This window comes from Nocardia sp. NPDC004260 (genome assembly GCF_053603155.1).
The window spans coordinates 37691-58534 of sequence record NZ_JBSGEZ010000038.1 but is presented as its reverse complement, the minus strand read 5'-3'; the positions used below and the strand labels follow the sequence as shown (position 1 = coordinate 58534).

17 protein-coding genes are annotated in these 20844 nt (G+C 68.7%); 11 read left to right on the top strand and 6 right to left on the bottom strand.

Annotated elements, in window-relative coordinates; translation table 11 throughout:
- Positions 1-155: 155 nt before the first annotated feature.
- Positions 156-2450, top strand: coding sequence for a phosphoribosylformylglycinamidine synthase subunit PurL (gene purL / locus ACWEO7_RS22245; protein WP_452425769.1), 2295 nt, complete (start codon positions 156-158; stop codon positions 2448-2450).
- A gap of 61 nt (positions 2451-2511) precedes the next feature.
- Here purL and ACWEO7_RS22240 read toward each other — a convergent pair whose 3' ends face one another.
- Positions 2512-2802, bottom strand: a complete 291-nt coding sequence (locus ACWEO7_RS22240) for a YiaA/YiaB family inner membrane protein (RefSeq protein ID WP_452425767.1) — start codon at positions 2800-2802, stop codon at positions 2512-2514.
- Positions 2803-2987: 185 nt separating this feature from the next.
- On the opposite strand from ACWEO7_RS22240, the gene ACWEO7_RS22235 reads away from it, so the two are divergent.
- The 4 genes from ACWEO7_RS22235 to ACWEO7_RS22220 all read left to right on the top strand — a co-directional run bounded on the left by ACWEO7_RS22235 (position 2988) and on the right by ACWEO7_RS22220 (position 7187).
- Positions 2988-4721 (top strand): alpha/beta hydrolase, encoded by a 1734-nt coding sequence (locus tag ACWEO7_RS22235; RefSeq protein ID WP_452425765.1) that lies wholly within the window; start codon positions 2988-2990, stop codon positions 4719-4721.
- A gap of 14 nt (positions 4722-4735) precedes the next feature.
- Positions 4736-5440, top strand: a complete 705-nt coding sequence (locus ACWEO7_RS22230) for a CPBP family intramembrane glutamic endopeptidase (protein WP_452425763.1) — start codon at positions 4736-4738, stop codon at positions 5438-5440.
- A 140-nt stretch (positions 5441-5580) separates the two neighbouring features.
- Positions 5581-5970, top strand: coding sequence for a sterol carrier family protein (locus tag ACWEO7_RS22225; RefSeq protein ID WP_452425761.1), 390 nt, complete (start codon positions 5581-5583; stop codon positions 5968-5970).
- Positions 5971-6158: 188 nt separating this feature from the next.
- Positions 6159-7187 carry a lycopene cyclase family protein gene (locus ACWEO7_RS22220; protein ID WP_452425759.1) on the top strand — a complete coding sequence of 343 codons (1029 nt, stop codon included), beginning with the start codon at positions 6159-6161 and terminating at the stop codon, positions 7185-7187.
- A 146-nt stretch (positions 7188-7333) separates the two neighbouring features.
- Here ACWEO7_RS22220 and ACWEO7_RS22215 read toward each other — a convergent pair whose 3' ends face one another.
- Positions 7334-8602 (bottom strand): YhgE/Pip domain-containing protein, encoded by a 1269-nt coding sequence (locus ACWEO7_RS22215; protein ID WP_452425823.1) that lies wholly within the window; start codon positions 8600-8602, stop codon positions 7334-7336.
- A 205-nt stretch (positions 8603-8807) separates the two neighbouring features.
- Here ACWEO7_RS22215 and purF point away from each other — a divergent pair, with 205 nt between their 5' ends.
- From purF to purM, 6 genes are all read left to right on the top strand, one after another.
- Entirely contained in the window at positions 8808-10397 is a 1590-nt protein-coding gene (purF, locus tag ACWEO7_RS22210; RefSeq protein WP_452425757.1) for an amidophosphoribosyltransferase, read from the top strand.
- A gap of 412 nt (positions 10398-10809) precedes the next feature.
- Positions 10810-12381, top strand: coding sequence for an ABC transporter substrate-binding protein (locus ACWEO7_RS22205; protein WP_452425821.1), 1572 nt, complete (start codon positions 10810-10812; stop codon positions 12379-12381).
- A gap of 152 nt (positions 12382-12533) precedes the next feature.
- On the top strand, positions 12534-13517 hold the full coding sequence (locus ACWEO7_RS22200) for an ABC transporter permease (RefSeq protein ID WP_452425820.1): 984 nt from the start codon (positions 12534-12536) through the stop codon (positions 13515-13517).
- On the top strand, positions 13517-14515 hold the full coding sequence (locus ACWEO7_RS22195; RefSeq protein ID WP_452425755.1) for an ABC transporter permease: 999 nt from the start codon (positions 13517-13519) through the stop codon (positions 14513-14515). Before ACWEO7_RS22200 ends, ACWEO7_RS22195 begins: the two co-directional genes overlap by 1 nt.
- On the top strand, positions 14508-16196 hold the full coding sequence (locus ACWEO7_RS22190; RefSeq protein WP_452425754.1) for an ABC transporter ATP-binding protein: 1689 nt from the start codon (positions 14508-14510) through the stop codon (positions 16194-16196). The genes ACWEO7_RS22195 and ACWEO7_RS22190 overlap by 8 nt, the downstream gene beginning before the upstream one ends.
- A 130-nt stretch (positions 16197-16326) precedes the next feature.
- Positions 16327-17403: a phosphoribosylformylglycinamidine cyclo-ligase gene (gene purM, locus ACWEO7_RS22185; RefSeq protein WP_355076965.1), complete on the top strand. Its 1077-nt coding sequence runs from the start codon at positions 16327-16329 to the stop codon at positions 17401-17403.
- Positions 17404-17552: 149 nt separating this feature from the next.
- Here the strand turns inward: purM and ACWEO7_RS22180 are convergent, their stop codons facing one another.
- The 4 genes from ACWEO7_RS22180 to ygfZ all read right to left on the bottom strand — a co-directional run bounded on the left by ACWEO7_RS22180 (position 17553) and on the right by ygfZ (position 20818).
- Positions 17553-17762 carry a DUF3073 domain-containing protein gene (locus ACWEO7_RS22180; protein WP_040773703.1) on the bottom strand — a complete coding sequence of 70 codons (210 nt, stop codon included), beginning with the start codon at positions 17760-17762 and terminating at the stop codon, positions 17553-17555.
- A gap of 175 nt (positions 17763-17937) precedes the next feature.
- Positions 17938-18891, bottom strand: coding sequence for an asparaginase (locus ACWEO7_RS22175; RefSeq protein WP_452425752.1), 954 nt, complete (start codon positions 18889-18891; stop codon positions 17938-17940).
- Complete coding sequence (locus tag ACWEO7_RS22170) at positions 18888-19604, bottom strand: MOSC domain-containing protein (protein WP_452425750.1); 717 nt, start codon at positions 19602-19604, stop codon at positions 18888-18890. Before ACWEO7_RS22170 ends, ACWEO7_RS22175 begins: the two co-directional genes overlap by 4 nt.
- A gap of 101 nt (positions 19605-19705) precedes the next feature.
- Positions 19706-20818 (bottom strand): CAF17-like 4Fe-4S cluster assembly/insertion protein YgfZ, encoded by a 1113-nt coding sequence (ygfZ, locus tag ACWEO7_RS22165; RefSeq protein ID WP_452425749.1) that lies wholly within the window; start codon positions 20816-20818, stop codon positions 19706-19708.
- Positions 20819-20844: the final 26 nt, after the last annotated feature.

The window sequence follows — 20844 nt, the reverse complement described above, 5'->3', positions numbered from 1 at the left end:
GGTTCGCATGGTCGGTACCCAGTGCCTCTAGACTTACCCGTAGGCATCTCGCCGCCGCCCAGTGACAACGCTCGTCGCTTCGCTGAGCTCGCCCACCCCGCCGGCTCCGCCGGCTTGCCGACCCCCATGCCCGGCCGAAAGGACCCTGGTACTCCGTGACTCCGCAGGTCGACACCGTCAGCGCAGCCGCAGCAAACCCCGACGTGGCGCAACCCTACAAAGAACTCGGCCTCAAAGACGACGAGTACGCCCGCATCAAGGAGATCCTCGGTCGCAGGCCGACCGACGCCGAGCTGGCGATGTACTCGGTGATGTGGAGCGAACACTGCTCCTACAAGTCCTCCAAGGTGCACCTGCGCTACTTCGGCCAGACCACCACCGACGAGATGCGCAAATCCATGCTTGCCGGCATCGGCGAGAACGCGGGCGTCGTCGACGTGGGTGACGGCTGGGCGGTCACCTTCAAGGTGGAGAGCCACAATCACCCCTCCTACGTGGAGCCGTACCAGGGCGCCGCCACCGGCGTGGGCGGCATCGTGCGCGACATCATGGCGATGGGCGCCCGCCCGATCGCGGTGATGGACCAGCTGCGCTTCGGCGCGGCGGACGCGGTCGACACCCGTCGCGTGGTGGACGGCGTGGTACGCGGCGTCGGCGGCTACGGCAACTCGCTCGGCCTGCCGAACATCGGCGGCGAGACCGTGTTCGACGCCTCCTATCAGGGCAACCCGCTGGTGAACGCGCTGTGCGCCGGCGTGATGCGGGTCGAGGACCTGCATCTGGCCTTCGCCTCCGGCGCCGGCAACAAGATCGTGCTGTTCGGCGCGCGCACCGGCCTGGACGGCATCGGCGGCGTCTCGGTGCTGGCCTCGGATACCTTCTCCGGCGACGAATCCGGCTCCGGCCGCAAGAAGCTGCCGGCCGTGCAGGTGGGCGACCCGTTCACCGAGAAGGTGCTCATCGAGTGCTGTCTCGAGCTGTACGCGGCAAAGCTTGTGGTGGGCATCCAGGACCTCGGCGGCGCCGGATTGTCCTGTGCCACATCCGAACTCGCGGCGGCCGGCGACGGCGGCATGCACATCGAGCTGGACAAGGTGCCGCTGCGCGCGACCGGCATGACGCCCGCCGAGGTGCTCTCCAGCGAATCGCAGGAGCGCATGTGCGCGGTCGTCACTCCCGAGAACGTGGACGCGTTCATGGCCGTGTGCCGCAAGTGGGACGTGCTGGCCACGGTGATCGGCGAGGTCACCGACGGTGAGCGGCTGGTGGTCACCTGGCACGGCGAGACCGTGGTCGACGTGCCGCCGCGCACCGTCGCGCACGAGGGTCCGGTCTACGAGCGCCCGGTCGCGCGCCCCGACGAGCAGGACGCGCTGATCGCCGACACCCCGGACCGGCTCGCCCGTCCGAAAACCGCCGACGAACTGCGCGCGACGCTGCTGCGGATGATCTCCAGCCCGCAGCTGTGCAGCCGCAAGTGGATCACCGAGCAATACGACCGCTACGTACGCGGCAACACCGTGCTGGCCGATCAGGCCGACGCGGGCGTCATCCGGATCGATGAGGAGACCGGCCGCGGCATCGCGCTGGCCACCGACGCGTCCGGCCGCTACACCAAGCTGGACCCCTATGCCGGTGCGCAGCTCGCGCTGGCCGAGGCCTACCGCAACGTGGCCAGCACCGGTGCCACGCCGAAGGCGGTCACCAACTGCCTGAACTTCGGTTCGCCCGAGGATCCCGGGGTGATGTGGCAGTTCCAGCAGGCGGTGCGCGGCCTGGCCGACGGTTGCGTGGCGCTCGGCATCCCGGTCACCGGCGGCAACGTCAGCTTCTACAACCAGACCGGCCAGACGGCGATCCTGCCGACCCCGGTGGTCGGCGTGCTCGGCGTGATCGACGACGTGCACCGCCGCATCCCGACCGGGATCGGCCTGGAGCCGGGCGAGACGTTGATCCTGCTCGGCGAGACCCGCGACGAGTTCGGCGGGTCGATCTGGTCGCAGGTGGCGCACGACCATCTCGGCGGCGTCCCGCCGAAGGTCGACTTCGCCCGCGAGCAGCTGCTCGCCGAGGTGCTGACCGCCGGTTCGCGCGACGGCATGATCAGCGCCGCGCACGACCTGTCCGAGGGCGGTCTCGCTCAAGCTGTCGTCGAAGCGGCGCTCGCCGGTGAGACCGGTTGCCGCATCCTGCTTCCCGAGGACGCGGATCCGTTCGTCACGCTGTTCTCCGAGTCGGCGGGCCGTGTGCTGGTCGCCGTTCCCCGCTCGGAGGAGACCAGGTTCACCCGCATGTGCACCGCGCGCGAACTGCCGTGGGTGCGCATCGGCGTGGTCGACCAGGGCTCGGATTCGGTCGAGGTGCAGGGCCAGTTCTCGATCACCATGGACGAGTTGCGGACCGCGCACGAAGGCACGCTGCCGAAGCTGTTCGGCGCAGGAACCGTCTGACGAGACGCCCACCCGGGCGGGCCTGAACCCCTCGTTACCGGGCCCGCCCAGGTGCGCGTACTCAGGCGACGGGATTGAACGGATCGTGCTCGGAGAGCAGCTTCTCCATCCGCGCCTGATCGATGCGACCGTGAATGGTCGCCGCCTCGTGCTGGTCGCGTACCACTTTCGCCAGCGTGAAGGTGCTGGTTACCAGGAAGAACACGGACATACCGAGGAATCCGCGCTGCCAGACGTCCAGCGGCAGCGCGTAGATCCCGATGCCGATGCCGACGAAACTGATGCCGAAGGCGATCGCGGCCTGTGCGACGTAAGCGGCGCTGGCTTTCTGCCCCGCGGTCGTTGTGCTCATGGACCAAAGTTTCCGGATGGCGCGACCCGTACACCCGGGTACAACTACTCGAGCGGAATGGGTAGTTGCCATCCGCGCGAAGGCGTCCGACTACGGGGTCGCGCCGGGTGTGATCCGCGTCGTGCGCACCCGCGTCACGGTGGGCGACGCGCCGGGCCGTCGGTGGCGACCGCCATACTGATCGAATGCTGGAGACCGCCGGGACCATGCGGAAACTGCGCACCCGCGCGGTCGCGGTGATCCGGCGCGTCGAGGACGCCATCGACCTCAATTACGTCGGCTTGGTGGTGGCGACGGTGTTCTTCGCGCTGTCGGTGACGCCGTCGCTGCTGCCGCGCGACTGGCTGTTCCAGGGGCTGATCAGCGGGATCAATGCCGCCATCGGATACGGCGCCGGCTGTTTGCTGGAGTGGCTGTTCCGGCTGTGGGTGCGGCCGCGGCTGAAGATCGCGCCGCCGCCGACGTGGGCGCGTTACGCCGTCAAGTCCGCCGTGCTGCTCACCGCCGCGCTGAGCGCCGCGCTGATGCTGGTGCAGTCGGCGCGCTGGCAGCGGGAGATCACGGCGCTGATGGGCATGGAGGGCACCACCACGCCCGCCTATCTGCGCACCGGACTGCTGAGCATGGTGGTCGGCGCCGCGGCGGTCGCGGTCTACCGGACCGTGCGCGAGCTCATCCTGTTCCTGGCCCGCCTGCTCAACCGGTGGGTGAAGGTGCCCCGCGAACTCGCTCCGGCCGCCGGATTCCTGGTGCTGGTGGTGCTGGCGGTGACGATCTTCAACGGTGTCGCCACGCAAGCGTTCTTCGCGGTGGCCAACTCCGCGTTCAGCGTGCGCAACGACCACACCTCGGTGAACGCGGTGCAGCCGCAGCAACCGGAGCGCTCCGGCAGCCCCGCCTCGCTGGCCAAATGGGAGACCCTCGGATTCGAGGGGCGCTGGTTCGTCTCGCACGGACCCACCGCGAGCCGCATCACCTCGGTCACCGGCCGCCCGGCCAAGGAGCCCGTCCGGGCCTACGTCGGTCTGGAGTCGGTCGAAGGGAACCAGGAACCGGCCGAGCTGGCGGTGTCCGAACTCGAGCGAACCGGTGCGTTCGACCGGAAGGCGCTCGTGGTGGTCACCACCACTGGGACCGGATGGGTGAACTCGCTGGCCGCGTCCGCACTCGAGTACATGTACGACGGCGACACCGCGATCGTCGCCACCCAGTACTCGTATCTGCCCAGCGTGCTGTCCTTCCTGGCCGACCGTAGCAAGGCCGCCGCTGCGGGCAGGGATCTGTTCGACGCGGTGTACCAGCATTGGACCGCGCGCCCACCGCAGGCACGACCCAAATTGCTGGTGTACGGGGAGAGCCTCGGTTCGCAGGGCTCCGAGGCGGCGTTCGACGGTCTGGCCGATCTGCGCGCGAAGGTCGACGGCGCGCTGTGGGTCGGCCCGCCCAATTCCAACCGGCTGTGGCAGCAGTTCGTCGCCCGCCGCGACCCGGGTTCCCGTGAGGTGGAGCCGCTGTACGCCGACGGGCTGGTGGTCCGGTTCGCCTCCGACAGCGGTGACCTGGCGCGCCCGTCGTCGGAATGGCGGCCGCCGCGCATCGCGTACCTGCAGCACGCGTCCGATCCCATCGTCTGGTGGTCGCCGGATCTGATCTTCTCGCGGCCGGATTGGCTGTCGGAGCCGCGCGGTTCGGACGTCTCCTCCCAGATGCGCTGGTGGCCGTTCGTCACCTTCTGGCAGGTGGCCGCCGATCTGACCAACGCGCAGGGCGTCACCGACGGGCACGGACACCGCTACGGCAGCCTGGTGCTGGACGGCTGGGCCGCCATCGCCGCGCCACCGGACTGGACCGCCGAGCGTTCCGAACGGATCCGGGTCGAAGTCGAGGCCGCGGAGGAATTCGAGCGGAAGATCAAGTGAGCCCGGTACGGGCCGTGCGAACCATTGCGGCCGTTGCCGCTCCGTTGGTCTGGAGCAATGCGGTCCTGCCCCGCCTCCGTCTCGGCATCCGCGGACGAACGGCCGCCAATGCCGGTTTCGCCACCGCCTACGCAGTCGCGCTGCGCGCCGAACCTGGCCGGTGGTCGAAGAGCGGCGTGCGCTGCGGGCTGCTCGCCGCCTCGGTCGTCGTGGCTGGTTACGCAGCGGCCCTTGCCGTTCCGTCGCTGCGATGGCAACTGGCCGAACTCGCTGAACGGGGGCCCGCTGTGTCGACGCAGGAGTGGGTGGCTGTGCACATTCCTCTCGGGACTGTCTACAGCGAGGAACTCGTCTTCCGCGGCACGCTGGATCCCATGCTGGACCGCGTTTTGGGTCCGCGAGCCGGTGCATTGGTCGGCGCGACGACCTTCGGACTCTGGCACATCACCCCCGCGCGGGCCGTGGGCGACAGTGTTCCCGCCACTGTGGCGGCGACTACGGCGGGCGGACTCGTGTTCGGTTTGCTGCGCCGCCGCACCGGGGGCACCGCCGCCCCCGCGCTGCTGCACCTCGCCATGAACGCGGGCGGAGCGATCGCTCCGCGCCTGGCCCGCCGCTTGCAGGGTTCCGCGCGCGGGATGCCGGGGACGCGGTCGGACCTCGGGACAACTGTGGATGAATTCACAAATGCGGCTTCGGGCATACCGCGACCCCGTTGACCGGGCGGCTGACGCCCGGCACCGGACCGCGGCCGTGCCTGAAGCCGCGCCTGCACCGTCGTGTCGACCGTCCGCGCCGAAGAAGGGTTGGGGTCGATCGTGTGCGCGAGGCGAGCGGAGCGGGAAGTAGGGTCGGGCAGGTGGCAGGACGAGGCACGGTCGACCCCGCGCAGACGCGGGCAGCGGTGGCGGTGGTGAGCGAGTGGTTGCGCGACGAGTCGGTCGGCGCGCCCGCCCGCGCCGAACTCGCGGCCGCGGTGCGGACCACGGCGCGCTCGCTGACGGCCTCCGCACCCGGGCACTCGGTCGAGCTCCGGGTGCCGCCGTTCGTCGCGGTGCAGTGCGTCGAGGGCCCGCGGCACACCAGGGGCACGCCACCGAACGTCGTAGAGACCGACCCGCGCACCTGGCTGCTGCTGGCCACGGGACAGCTCGAGTTCGACGACGCCCTCGACTCCGGTGCGGTGCGCGCCTCCGGCACCCGCGCGGCCGAGATCGCGCACTGGCTGCCGATCGTCCGGGTCGACTGACGACCGCTGCGCAACCGGACCGATGGTTCAGTGCACCCCAGCGCGCGTCTGTCGCATATGCCCAGGTGTGGGCAGATTTTCCAGTCGGCGTTCAGTTCGATCTTGGACATACTGCGCTGGTGGGCTTGGAAATAGACGTTTGTGTGGTTGGACTCGGCCCGACCGGCCGTGCATTGGCGCATCGTGCTATGCGTGCCGGATTGTTCGTCACAGCGATCGATCCGAAGCCCGAGCGGTTGTGGTCGCCGACGTATGCATGCTGGATAGACGAACTGCCCAAGTGGCTGCCGTCCAGCGTAATCGCCGCCCGTATGGAGACCATGACGGCTTGGACGAGCACCGAGCACCGGATCGCACGACCGTACTGCGTGCTGTCCAAGCCGGGACTGCGCGATGCGCTGCCGCTCGACGACGCCACTGTGATCGCAGGCCGGGCTACTCGGGTGGACGCACACGAAGTCGAACTCGCCGACGGCAGGATCGTCCGCGCCGCGGTGGTTTTCGATGCCCGCGGGCTCCCACCGGTCAGACAACGCCGCGCGGTCAGCGCGCACGGCATCTTCGTGTCCGCCGAGACCGCGGCGCCGATGCTGTCCGATGGTGGAGGACTGTTGCTGGATTGGCGGCCGGGCAACGGCGCGGGCCCGGACGAGCCGCCGTCGTTCCTGTATGCGGTGCCGGTGGGTGACGGCACGGTGGTCTTCGAAGAGACCAGCCTCGGCCTGCGCGGCGGAATGCCCCAGCGTGAACTTCGCAAGCGTTTGCGGACTCGGCTCGCCGCCAACGGCATCCGTGTCACCGGTGCGGAGCCGAGTGAGGCTCCGCACTATCCGCTGGATCAGCCGCCACCGAAGAACGGGATGGGCAGGGTGATCCCGTTCGGCTCGTGTGGCGGCATGATGCACCCGACCACCAGTTACAGCGTGGGCGATGCGCTGGCGCTGGTGGACACCGCGGTCGACGCGGTATGCGACGAGCGTGATCCGGTCGCCGAACTATGGTTGGCGGGCTCGGCTGGTCTACTGGATGCGGATGCGCGGGCTGTGGGGCCTGGGCCGGCTCACCACCGACCAGTCGATCGCGATGTTCGAGTCCTTCCTTCGAGCCTCGCCGCGCGCACAGCGCGCGTTGCTGTCCGCGCACGACGACTACGCCGCGCTCGGCGCCGTGCTGTTCAACACGGTCGCGCGTGTGCGTCCGTTCCGCTGGCGCTATGACCTGGTCGGCTGGACCAACCGGAACCGCTGGGTGGGATATGACTTCGATGAGCCGGAACGCGTCCCCGGCGGCCGCCCTCGAAGCGGCGGCCGGATCGGGGTCCTCGACTAGTCCGAAGTCGCCTCGCGATCCTTCCGCGGCCGGTTCACGCCCGGACGATGTTGCGGCGCTCCAGCCCCTTGCGGTCGTAGAAGCGGGTGACCGACGCGCCGAAGATCAGTCCGATCGCGAGCCCGAGGACCGCCATCCACACGCCGCGCGTGAGCCCCGCCTCGAAATTCGCGTCGAAGTACAGGATCGACCGCACTCCCAGGAAGACCTGGTGCATGGGTTCGAAGGAAGCCAGCCAGCCGAAGTACCTCGGTGTCGCCTCGATCGGCACGGTGCCGCCGGAGGACGGCAAGCCGAGGATGACGAACAGGATGAGGTTCACCAGCAGGCCCGCCGAGCCGATCGCCGCGAGCATGGACAGCCCGGTGATGCCGACGGCGATCATGGCGAGCGCGCTGTAGAGGTACAGGGCGAGCGGATTGCCGATCGGCATGTCCAGCAGTTTCCCCACGACGAGAAACACCGCCGCGACGATGTTCGCCGCCAGCACGAACACACCCCACTTGATCAGCAGCGTCCTGAACCGCGAGATCGGCGTGGGCGGGTAGTGCACGTACCAGGGGCCGTATTCGGTGGGCACGAACCCGAGCTGCGCATCGATCATGGTGTGGATGACCATCGCGCCGACCACACCGGCCAGCAGCAGCAACAGGGAGTAGAAGAACGCGGTCAGGCCCTGGCCGCTGCCGTGCGGCAGCGGGTGGTACTGCTGCTGCACCACCTCGATCGGCGACGCCAGCGCGACCCTGGTCGCGCCGGTCAGCTCGGGCGAGGGCGGACCGCCGGGACGTGGGGCGAGCTGCGCGTTCACTTGGTCGAGCAGCTGCTTGCCGACCTGTTTGTTCACCTCGGTCAGCGCCTCGTTTCCGACCCGCAGCACGATCTGGGTGCCGAACGCTCCGGTGCGCGGGTTGGTCTGGACCGTGATGATCGGGCGCGGGATGTCACCCGGTATGACACTGCCCACACCCAGATTGCCGAGCTGCTTGCTGAAATCGCTCGGGATGACGATCGCGCCGTAGACCTGCCCGGACTGCATCTGCCGCTCGGACTCGTTGATGCTGAGCACCCGCAGGTCGACTTTGTCCGAGGGCACCCTGTCGGCCAGCGCCCGGGTGATCTGGTCGCCGAAATTGACCTTCTGCTGGGTGCTCCCGCTGCCGATGGTGTCGCCGACATCCTGGTTCACCAGCGCGATCGGGAAGTCGTGCAGGTTCTGCTCCGGGTCGACGACATAGTCGAGGTACATGATGCCCAGCAGGGCGGTGAGCAGGCTCAGCACCGCGACGGGAAACAGCACCATCCGAGGCCATGGCCTGCGCGCCGGTCCCGACGTGCTCGCGTCGTCCGTAGTCGTCACGGTCCGCACCGTAACAGTCGACGGCCCCGCGGCAACCCCGCTTCGCTCACCTGGAATTGCTGCTCGGATGCGGCGGCGGTGCGCGGGCACCGCCGTGGCATCCGTAGAATGAAATCTGCCCCCAGCCCGCCCGAACAGGGAGCAAACGGTGACCAACGCCGAACTGCCGGTCCAGAGCATTTCCGCCACCTCGTGTCCCACCCCGGACGTCGACGAGAACGAGCCGCGCGAGGAGTGCGGAGTCTTCGGAGTCTGGGCGCCGAGCGAAGAAGTGGCGAAACTCACGTATTACGGGCTTTATGCTCTGCAGCACCGCGGACAGGAGGCGGCGGGCATCGCGGTGTCGGACGGCTCGCAGATCCTCGTGTTCAAGGATCTCGGTCTGGTCAGCCAGGTGTTCGACGAGCAGACGCTGGCGGCCATGCCGGGTCACATCGCCGTCGGTCACTGTCGCTACTCCACCACGGGCGGGGTGACCTGGGAGAACGCTCAGCCCATCTTCCGCACCACCGCAGTGGGCTCCGGACTTGCCTTGGGGCACAACGGCAATCTGGTCAACACCGCCGAATTGGCAGGTCGGGCAAGGGAACTCGGCCTGCTCGCCTCCGTCCGGGGCGGGCGGCCGCAGCCCGCCGCGGCGACCTCCGACTCCGACGTGGTCACCGCGCTGCTCGCGCACGCCGCCGCCGACTCCAGCATCGAGCGGGCCGCGATGGAACTGCTGCCCACCCTGAAGGGCGCGTTCTGCCTGACCTTCATGGACGAGCACACCCTCTACGCCGCGCGCGACCCGCACGGCGTGCGCCCGCTGTGCCTGGGCAGGCTGGATCGTGGCTGGGTCGTTGCCAGTGAGACCGCCGCGCTGGACATCGTCGGCGCCGCCTTCGTCCGCGAGATCGAACCCGGCGAATTGCTGGCGATCGATGCCGACGGCGTGCGCTCGATGCGCTTCGCCAACCCCGAGCCCAAGGGCTGCGTCTTCGAATACGTGTACCTGGCGCGGCCGGACAGCACCATCGCGGGCCGGTCGGTGCACGCCACCCGGGTGGAGATCGGCCGTCGCCTGGCGAAGGAGCACCCGGTCGACGCCGACCTGGTGATCCCGGTTCCCGAATCCGGCACACCGGCTGCCGTCGGTTACGCGCAGGGGTCGGGCGTGCCCTACGGCCAGGGCCTGATGAAGAACGCCTACGTCGGCCGCACGTTCATCCAGCCCAGCCAGACCATCCGTCAGCTCGGCATCCGGCTCAAGCTCAATCCGCTGCGCGAGGTCATCCGCGGCAAGCGCCTGATCGTCGTGGACGACTCGATCGTGCGCGGCAACACCCAGCGCGCGCTGATCCGGATGTTGCGCGAGGCGGGCGCGTTGGAGATCCACGTGCGGATCGCCTCGCCGCCGGTGAAGTGGCCCTGCTTCTACGGCATCGACTTCGCCTCGCGGGCGGAACTGATCGCCAACGGAGCGGGCACCGAGGGCGACGTCGCGGACATGGTCGAGGGCGTGCGCCGGTCGATCGGCGCCGATACCCTCGGCTACATCTCGCTCGACGGCATGATCGCCGCCACCGAACAGCCGCGCTCGCGGCTGTGCGCCGCGTGCTTCGACGGCAACTATCCGATCCCGCTGCCCACCGAGGCCGCGATCGGGAAGAACGTGCTCGAGGGCATGCTCACCGGCCAGACCGAAGCGGCGCTGCTGGGCGAGAACGCGAATGCGAGCGCGCTGAGCCGTCCGTGAATCGCTGATCGTGTGCGCCGGGCGGTCACCGACTCTCGGTAATCGCCGTACGGCCGATCGCTTCGGCGCGTAACGGTTTCCACCGATGCGTTTGTGGGTACGGTCGGTTGCTGTCGCACGCCGTGGTGTGGCGTGCTCGAGACATCACGCCGCGCACCGTCCGGCAATTCTGGACGTACGACCGGTTTTTCCCCGCGGTTGTAGTCGCGGCGCATAACGCCTGCTGAGAGCGCCGCGGATTTTCTTCGAAAACGTAACGTGCCGAAAATGCTTCGTAGGTACGGTGCCGATCAGATCGGAAGTTCACCCGTGTCCGCACCGGGCCTGCGATCCAGGGCAACGCGTGCGGCGCTCGAGAAGTGGGGCCGTGATGAGGAATTCGAGGTTGGGGCGACGGATCGGGACGCGAACCATCGCGGCCGTCGGCCTGCTGGCATTGGCGGGTTCGGTGCTGGCGGGATGCGGTTCCGGGCGAACCGGGGAGGGCGGTGACGGCGGCGGCTTGGTGGCGGGCACCACCGACAAGATCTTCTCGCTCGATCCCGCGGCCGCCTACGACAACGGGTCGCTGGTCGCCGAGACGCAGATCTATCAGTACCTGCTCAACTTCGCACCCGGTGACGCGACGCCGAAGCCGGACGCGGCCCAGAAGTGCGAGTTCACCGCGCCCACGGTGTATACCTGCACGTTGAAAGACGGCCTGAAGTTCGCCAACGGCAACCCGCTGACCGCGACCAGCGTGAAGTTCTCCTTCGACCGGATGCTGCGGATCAACGACCCGAACGGTCCCGCCTCGCTGCTCGGCAACCTGGAGAAGACCGACGTCGTGGACCCGCGCACCGTCGCGTTCACGTTGAAGGTGGCCGACGATCAGACCTTCCCCGCGATCCTGCCCACTCAGGCCGGGCCGATCGTCGACGAGAAGGTGTACGCGCCGGACAGGGTGATGCCGGACGAGGACGTGGTGAAGGCCAAGGGCTACTCCGGCCCGTACGCCATCGCCAGTTACGACAAGAACAAACTCGTCGAGTACCAGGCGTTCGCCGACTACAACGGCATCCTCGGCAAGCCGAAGACCGAGACGGTGTCCACCAAGTACTACGCCACCACCGACAACATGAAGCTCGACCTGCAGAACGGTTCGCTCGACGTCGGATATCGGTCGTTCACGCCCACCGACATCGAGTCGCTGCGCAACGACGGCAAGGTCGCCGTGCACGAGGGCCCCGGCGGGGAACTCCGCTACATCGTCTTCAATCTGAACACCATGCCGGGTGGCACGCCCGCGCAGAAACTGGCCGTGCGCAAGGCCGTCGCGGCCACCGTCGACCGTGCCGCGCTCGCCGACGGCGTCTACAAGAAGACCTACCTGCCCGCGTATTCGTCCGTGCCGCAGGGCATGCCGGGCGCGGCCGAGCCGTTCAAGGACATCTACGGCGCCCAGCCGAACAAGGACCAGGCGGCGAAGTTCCTCGCCGACGCGGGGGTCACGACGCCGGTCGAGCTGAATCTCCAGTACAACCCCGACCACTACGGCTCCAGCAGCTCCGAGGAGTACGCGGCGATCAAGTCGCAACTGGAGGCCACGGGTTTGTTCAAGGTCGATCTCCAATCCACCGAATGGGTGACCTACCAGCGAGAACGCGCCCGTGATGGCTACCCGCTCTTCCAATTCGGCTGGTTCCCGGACTTCCCGGACCCGGACAACTACCTTTCCCCGTTCTTCGGCCCGAACAACTTCCTGCAGTCGCATTTCGAAGACCCCGGCATCTCCGCCCAGCTGATCGCCCAGGCGACCCAGCCCGACAAGGACAAGCGGCTCGCGCAGATCCAGCAGGTGCAGCGTGATCTCGCGCAGAACTTCCTGCCGATCGTTCCGCTGCTGTCCGGCAAGCAGATCGCGGTTTCGGCCACCGGCGTGCAGGGCGTGGAACAGACGCTCGACGCATCGTTCAAGTTCCGCTATACGGTGCTGAGCAAGTGAGTTCCGGCGACACGGCCGGGCCCGGGGCGACCACATCGGCGGACATCGCGCCGCCACCCGCCCGGGCCCGGCCCTTCGCCCTGCGGCGAACCGGCAACCGTGGCGACGATTCTCGCCACGGCGCGTTGCTGCGCTACCTCGGCGTCCGCCTGATGCTGATCCCGGTGACTGCGTGGATCCTGGTCACGGTCGTGTTCTTCCTGATGCGCGTGGTCGGCGACCCGATCAGCGCCGCGATGGGCGGACGCATGACCCAGGAACAGATCGAGGCGCGCAAGGAGGCGGCCGGGCTGAACCGGCCGATCCTGACCCAGTACTGGGACTATCTGTCCGGGCTTCTGCACGGGGATCTCGGTCGCTCCCAGGACAATCGGGAGATCAGCGAGGTGGTGGCGACCTACGGCGCCGCCTCGCTGGAACTGGTGTGCTGGGCGCTGGTGGTCGCGTTGGCGATCGGCGTCCCGCTGGGCAGGTACGCTGCCACCCGGCGGGATTCGGCCGCCGACACCACGCTGCGGTTGCTGGCCATCTTGTTCTACGCCGCGCCCGTGTTCTTCGTCGGCCTGCTGCTGAAGCTGGTGTTCGCGGTGCGACTCGGCTGGCTGCCGGTGGCGGGCCGGGCGAGCACCAACGTGGAACTGCGGCTGCAACACGTCTCGCCGAAGACCAACATCATGGTGATCGACGCGATCCTCTACGGCGACGCCGGATACCTGCTCGACGTGCTGGAACACGCCGTGCTGCCCGCCATCGCGCTCGGCTTGCTCACCGCGGGCATCTTCTTGCGGCTGGTGCGGATCAACCTGATCCAGACCCTCCGCGCCGACTACGTGGACGCGGCACGGGCCCGTGGCTTGTCCCGCCGCGTGGTGACCGGGCGGCACGCCTTCCGCAACGCGCTGATCCCGATCGTCACGGTGATGGGCATGCAGATCGCCATGATGCTCGGCGCCTCGGTGCTCACCGAGACCACGTTCGAGTGGAAAGGCCTCGGCTATCAATTCGCGCAATACCTCTCGGCGCGCGACTTCATCGCCGTGCAGGGCATCGTCGCGTTCATCGCGCTCATCGTGGCGGTGATGAGCTTCCTGGTCGATGTCCTGGTGGCGCTGATCGATCCGAGGGTGAGGTTCTGATGACGGCTCCGGAACTGCTGAACGAAACCCTGGTCACGCCACCCGCGGCGCGGCGTGGTGTACCCGGCCTCCGGTTGTTCTCGATGACCTCCGGTTTGCAGCGTGCGACGCTGGTCCTCGGACTGGCTCTGGTCGGTGTCTTCGTGGTCGCCGCACTCTTCGCTCCGCTGATCGCACCGTACGGATTCGCCCAGAGTGCCGCCGACGGCGTCGATTTCGTTCGCCAGCAAGCACCCTCGGCCGAGCATTGGTTCGGCACCTCGGTGCGCGGGGAAGACGTGTTCTCCCGGGTGATCTATGGCGCGCGGACAGCCCTGTGGGTGATCACGATCTCCCTGCTGCTCTCGCTGCTGATCGGGATACCGCTCGGATTGCTGTCCGGCTACGTCGGCCGGTGGCCGGACCGGTTGCTCGTGCTGTTCATGGACGCGATGTACGCGTTCCCGACACTGTTGCTGGCGATCGTGGTGTCCATCGTGGTCGCGGGCGGTCGCTCGACCAGCCTTGGCGGTGTGCTGTCCGCGGCGGTGGCTATCACGGCGGTCTTCGTCCCGCAGTACTTCCGGGTGGTGCGCAACGCGACCGTGGCCGTGAAGCAGGAGCCGTACGTCGACGCGGCGCGGGTAACCGGCGCGTCGACCACGCGAATCCTGTTCCGGCACATTCTGGCCAATGTCACTCAATCGCTGCCGGTGATCATCACGCTCAACGGGTCGGAAGCCATCCTCACCCTGGCCGGCCTGGGTTTCCTCGGTTTCGGCATCGAACCGACCCAGGCCGCGGAATGGGGTTTCGATCTGAACAAAGCGCTGCCGGACGTGTCCAACGGCATCTGGTGGACGGGCATCTTCCCCGGTGTCGCCATCGTGCTCGTCGTGCTCGGCATGACCTTGGTCGGTGAAAGCCTCAACGAAGTGCTGAACCCGGTCCTGCGCACCCGCCGCGCCGCGGCGGTGGCCGGACCGGACGGCGGCGGCAAGAACGCGACCGATGCCTGAGTCCTCCGCGACGGAGCGGGGCCGCCCCGCCATGTCCATCGAATCGTTGTCGGTCACCTTCGCCACCGACGCGGGGCCGGTGCACGCGGTCACCGATGTCTCCTACGAGGTCTACCCCGGCGAAGTGCTGGCCATCGTCGGGGAGTCGGGTTCGGGCAAGTCCGTGAGCTCACGCACCGCGATGGGCTTGCTGCCGGAGACGGCCACGGTGCGCGGCCTGGTCACCCTGGGGACCGAGCAGGTCACCACGATGAACGAGAAGCAGCTCACCGCATTGCGCGGCGGCGCGATCTCGATGGTGTTCCAGGAACCAGGCCTGGCCCTGGACCCACTGTTCACCGTCGGCTTCCAGATCGGCGAGGCGCTGCGCGCCCACGCCGACCTGACCAAGAAGGCGGCCAAGGCGCGGGCGGTGGAACTCCTGCGCCTGGTCGGGTTGCCCGATCCGGAGCACCGGGTGGACTACTACCCGCATCAGCTCTCCGGCGGGCAGAAACAACGCGTGGTGATCGCCATCGCCATCGCCTGCGAGCCGAAGGTGATCATCGCCGACGAGCCGACCACGGCGCTGGACGTCACGGTGCAGGCCGAGATCCTCGCCCTGCTGCGGGACCTGCGCGACCGGATCGGCAGCGCGATCGTGCTGATCACCCACAACATGGGCGTGGTCGCCGACATCGCCGACCGCGTGGTGGTGATGCGCGACGGAGCCGTGGTCGAGCAGGCGCCGGTGGATGAACTGTTCGCCCGTCCCACGGCGGACTACACCCGCGCCCTGCTTGCCGCGGTCCCGCACCTGGGTACCGAGCAGATCGAGCACGGCCCGCCCGACAGTGCCGCGACCGAGGGCGAACCGGTACTCGAGGTCCGTGATCTGGTGGTCGAATTTCCCGGCCCGTTCGGCCGGCCGCGTTTCCGCGCTGTCGACGGCGTGAGTCTGCGCATCGGTCCCGGCGAGACGCTCGGCCTGGTCGGTGAGTCCGGCTCGGGCAAGTCGACCATCGGCCGCTGCGTCGCGGCACTGCAACGGCCCACCTCCGGGACGGTGCGAGTGCGCGGGCAGGACATCGTGGGATTGTCACAGCGCGAGCTGCGACCGATTCGGCGGCGCTTCGGATTCGTCTTCCAGGACCCGGCCAGTTCGCTGAATCCCCGGCTCACCGTGGGCGAGTGCGTGTCCGAACCGCTGCTCGTGCACAAGGCGGGCAGCTCGGCGGAGATTCGCGCCAGGGTTCGCTTGCTACTCGACGACGTGCGGTTGCCCGCCGGCGTCGAACGCCGGTACCCGCACGAGTTGTCCGGCGGGCAGCGTCAGCGCGCCAGCCTCGCCCGCGCGCTGGTGCTCGACCCTGACCTGCTGGTCGCCGACGAGCCGACCAGCGCGCTGGACGTCTCGGTGCAGGCCGCGGTGCTGGAGTTGTTCGGTCAGCTACAGCGCGAGTGCGGCTGGGCCTGCCTGTTCATCAGCCACGACCTGGCCGTGGTCGACCAGCTCGCCGACCGGATCGTGGTGCTGCGCGACGGTGCGGTGGTGGAAGCGGGCGATCGGAATCGCATCCTGCGCGCCCCACGGGAGGAGTACACCCGCCGCTTGGTCGCCGCAGTGCCGGTACCGGATCCGGTGCGGCAACGCCACCGCCGGGTGCGGGCCGCGGAGTTCGATGGCGACGAGACGGACTGATCGTCCGCTTTACGGTTGGCTCTGCCCTATTGTCAAGAGGGCGAGCCAACACCGGTGCGGGGTCGTTACCCGGCTCCGGTAGCGTGAGCAGGCATCTATCCGCCGATTCGGTTTGGAGCTTTCCCCGAAAATGACTGAACAGACCCCCAGTGGTGGTGCTTCGTACGCCGCGGCAGGCGTGGACATCGAGGCAGGTGACCGCGCAGTCGAGTTGTTCGGGCCATTGGCGAAGAAGGCGACCCGGCCCGAGGTCCAAGGCGGCCTCGGCGGCTTCGCCGGGCTGTTCGCGCTGAAGGGCGGCTACCGGGAACCGTTGCTGGCGGCCTCCACCGACGGCGTCGGCACCAAGATCGCGGTGGCCCAGGCGATGGACAAACACGACACCGTCGGCCTCGACCTGGTGGCCATGGTGGTGGACGATCTCGTGGTCTGCGGCGCGGAGCCGCTGTTCCTCCAGGACTACATCGCCATCGGCAAGGTCGTCCCGGAGAAGGTCGCCGAACTCGTGTCCGGCATCGCCGAGGGCTGTGTGCGCGCCGGGTGCGCGCTGCTCGGCGGCGAGACCGCCGAGCATCCCGGGCTGATGGATCCGGACGACTACGACCTGTCCGCCACCGGCATCGGCGTGGTCGAAGCCGACGCGGTGCTCGGACCCGACCGGGTCCGTCCCGGCGACGTGGTGATCGCCATGGGGTCCTCCGGACTGCACTCCAACGGCTACAGCCTGGCCCGCAAGGTGCTGCTCGAGATCGATCGCATGTCGCTCACCGGCCACGTCGAGGAATTCGGCCGCACCCTGGGCGAGGAACTGCTCGAGCCGACCAGGATCTACGCCAAGGACTGCCTCGCGCTGATCGCCGAAACCGATGTGCGCACCTTCGCCCACGTCACCGGTGGTGGACTGGCGGCCAATCTGGCCCGGGTGCTACCCGCGGGCATTGTGGCCGAGCTGGACCGAGGCACCTGGAACCCGGCGCCGGTGTTCAAGATGATCGCCCAGCGCGGCCGAGTCGAGCGGCCCGAAATGGAGAAGACGTTCAACATGGGCGTCGGCATGGTCGCCGTCGTCGCTCCCGAGGATGTGGACCGGGCGCTGGCGGTGCTGACCGCACGGCACATCGAGTGCTGGACGCTGGGCACGGTCAAGAAGGCCAAGGACGCCGACGCCGCGCGCGCCGTCCTGGTCGGTGAGCATCCGCGGTTCTGATTCGCGGTGAAGACACGTGAGAGTCCCGCATCTACGTACGATGCGGGACTCCGGTGTGTTGCAAGCCTTTTCGGCGCCAGAGACGTCAACCCGCGACAACGATCGAAGGGGGAGGCCCGTCGGCCTCCCCCTTCAGACGTAAATCCGAGTCAGCGGCGCCAGTCGTCGTAGTCGTCCTCGTCCCAGCGGGACAAGGAGTCGTCCGCGTCGTGCTCATCGGACAGCACACCACCACTCCGCTGGGAGTTGGGGCTTCCCGAAAGCTCGCGCTGAAGGCTCGCGAAGTCGGTCGTGGGCGAGCTGTACTTCAGCTCGCGTGCGACCTTGGTCTGCTTTGCCTTAGCCCGGCCACGGCCCATGGCTGACCCCCTCGCGTCACAGCGGGGCGGCCTGGGGTTTGGTGGCGGCCCCGTTCGAATTAATACTCTTCCTGACAGACACTTTAGCGTGTGTCCGGCGGTCTCGCTTCCAGGAGTGGGTGAAGAACTCCGGAACCGGTGCCGTTTGCCCGCTTGTCGCCCTGCCGTGGAATATCTAGACGACCCCGGGTATAGCACGAATCACACCGACTCGGATACCCCCGCCCAGAACCGCGGGGGCCGCCAGCTCCGCGTGCGCATCGGTCCACTCGATTCCCATTCGGTGCAGAATCGCCAGCGTCAGCGGCATTCGCGCGCGATCGTGACCGTCTTCGATCTTGTACGCGAAAGCCGATCCGTCCGGCAGCGCGCCCGCGTGCACACCATCCGCGCCGATCTTGCACACCAGCCCGGGAGTGGCCAGCATGGTCAGCAGATCGGGCGCGTTCGTGCCGGAAATCACTCGCGGATGCGCGCGCACCGCGTTGGCGACCCGGCGTTCCGGGCTCCCCGGCTCGGCCGTCGCGATGGTCGAGAACACCCGCGCGAGGTTGACGAGTGAGACCGGGATGATCGGCAATCCGCAGCCGTCGATGCCCAGATCGGCTTCCGGCTCGCCGGTCAGGTCGGCCACGGTCGCGATCACCGCGCGCTGCAGCGGATGCGCCCGGTCCTGGTAGCCCTCGGTCGGCCAGCCGTTGATCGCGCAGGTCGCGAGCATCGCCGCGTGCTTGCCCGAGCAGTTCATGTAGATGGGGAGGGGTTGTCCTCCGCCGGACAGCAGCGCGGTGCGGGCGCCCTCGTCGTACGGCAGATCGGCCGGGCAGGCCAGGGCGGATTCGGGCAGGCCGAACCGGTCCAGCAGCCTGCGCACCAGCGCGACATGGTCGGGTTCGCCGTAGTGCGAGGCGGTGGCGATCGCCAGTTCGGCGTCATCGACCGGCTGGAAACCGTTGCGCAGCAGGGTGATCGCCTGCATCGGCTTGTTCGTCGAGCGCGGGAAGATCGGCAGGTGCACTTCGCCGAGTTCGAGGGTGGGCTCGCCCGCGGCGTCGAGCACCACCACCGAGCCGCGGTGCACGCATTCCCGGAAGCCCGAGCGGACCACTTCGACCAGTTCCACACTCACGATTTCGCTCCCGTGCCGATGTCGTCGGTGCTCGTCGTCGCGTGCCGGTGCGCGGTGGCGCGCACGGCGTTGCCATGCCTGCGCGCGTGCCGTTCCACTTGCATGCGCACGGCGGCGGAGATGGTCGGCTCGTCGGCGAGCAGGATCGCCAGCAGATCCGGATCGGTGCCGGTGAACAGATCGCGGACCGTGATGCCGTGCCCGGGGACGTGCACCACCGAGATCCGGTCGCCCGCCGCGATCGTGCCCTCGGTGAGCACCCGCAGATAGGCGCCGGTATCGCTGCGCAGTGCGAACCGTTTGACCCACTGCTGCTCGCCGCTCCAGTGCTGGAACGTGGCGCACGGCACGCGCGGAGCGGTCACCTCCAGCACGGTGTCACCGACCGCCCAGCGCGCGCCGATCACCGAGTCGCTGACCGGAAGGCCACGCACGCGCAGGTTTTCGCCGAACCAGCCCGCGGGCAGTTCCCGGCCGAGCTCCGTGCCCCAGCGGCGGGCGTCCTCGTCGGCGTAGGCGTAGACGGCCTGGTCCACGCCACCGTGATCCTTGGTGTTGCAGACGTGATCGCCGTCCAAGCCGAGGGCGCGTACCGCGACTCGTCCCGCCGCCGGGCGCTTGTCGATGGCGCTGCGACCGACCCTTCCCGGTACCTCGATATCGGCGTGTACGACGCACGCCGCGAGCACCTCTCCGGAATCACCGACGCGCATGAACGGCGCTCCTCTCGTCACCAATGGGGAGCTCGGCGCTGAGCAAGAGTGCGGATGTCGGCTGAGGAACACGTCCCGCCTGCCGGTGGCCGGTCAACAGGTCAGCGCCCACGCAGCCGGTCGACCGCGAGCCGGCCCGCTTGCGGTTCGTCGTCGGCGGGCACCGAATCGGGATCGATGGACGCCGCGACCGGGCCGGCGACCAGCGCGGTGTCGGCCGGAACCGCGCGCTTGACCAGCGCGAGGGCGATCGGGCCGAGTTCGAAGTGGTCGACGACCGTGCCGAGCCTGCCGACCGCGCGGCCGCCGGCGGTGACGTCGTCGCCGATGACCGGGCGCTCGTCCGCAGAGCCGTCCAGGTGCAGCAGCAACAGGTGCCGCGGCGGCTTGCCGAGGTTGTGCACCCTGGCCACCGTCTCCTGGCCGCGGTAGCAGCCCTTGTCCAGGTGGACGGCTCCGTGTTCAGCGACGCCGCCGATCCAGCGTGCCTCGTGCGGGATGGTCCGCTCGTCGGTGTCCAGTCCGATCCGCGGACGGACGGCCGCGACGCGCAATGCCTCGAACGCCCACATTCCGGCGGGAACGGCGCCCGCCGCGGTGAGCCGGTCCCACAGGCCGGTCAGCTGATCGCGCGGGACGACCAAGTCGAAGGAGTCGGCCGTCGGCCACGGCATCCTGCGCAGGAATCCGCCGCTGGGCAGCGGCGTCGCCTCGTACACGCCGGGAAGGGCGGTGATGCCGAGTGTTTCGGCCAGGCCTGCCACTCCGGGGCCGAGCAGGCTGAGTACCGCGTGGTCGGCGGCTTCGGGTTTGGCATCGGCCCAGAAGACCATCTTCTGCAGGAACGCCAGCAGGTCGGGTCCGCGCTCGGCTTCGGTATCGATCCAGACGGCGCCGTCCAGTTCGGTGAGCACGAAGTGATGCTGGACCCGGCCGTTCAGATCCAGGTCGAGGTTCTCGGCGGACTGCCCGTCGCCGAGGGCGGCGACATGCTGACTGGAGATGGTGTGCAACCAGGAGAGCCGCTCCGCCCCGGTGATGCGCAGCACGAATCGGTGCGACCGGTCGACGATCGCGGCGCGCTGCACCGCGGCGCGCTGCTCGCCGAACGGATCGCCGTAGTGCCACGCGACGGCGGCGTCGGGCGAACCCGCCGCTCCCGCGACGGCTCCCGACACACTGAGGATGGGGCTGGGCGCAACGACCACGGACACCTCTCCCACTCTAGGCGGGCCCGCCC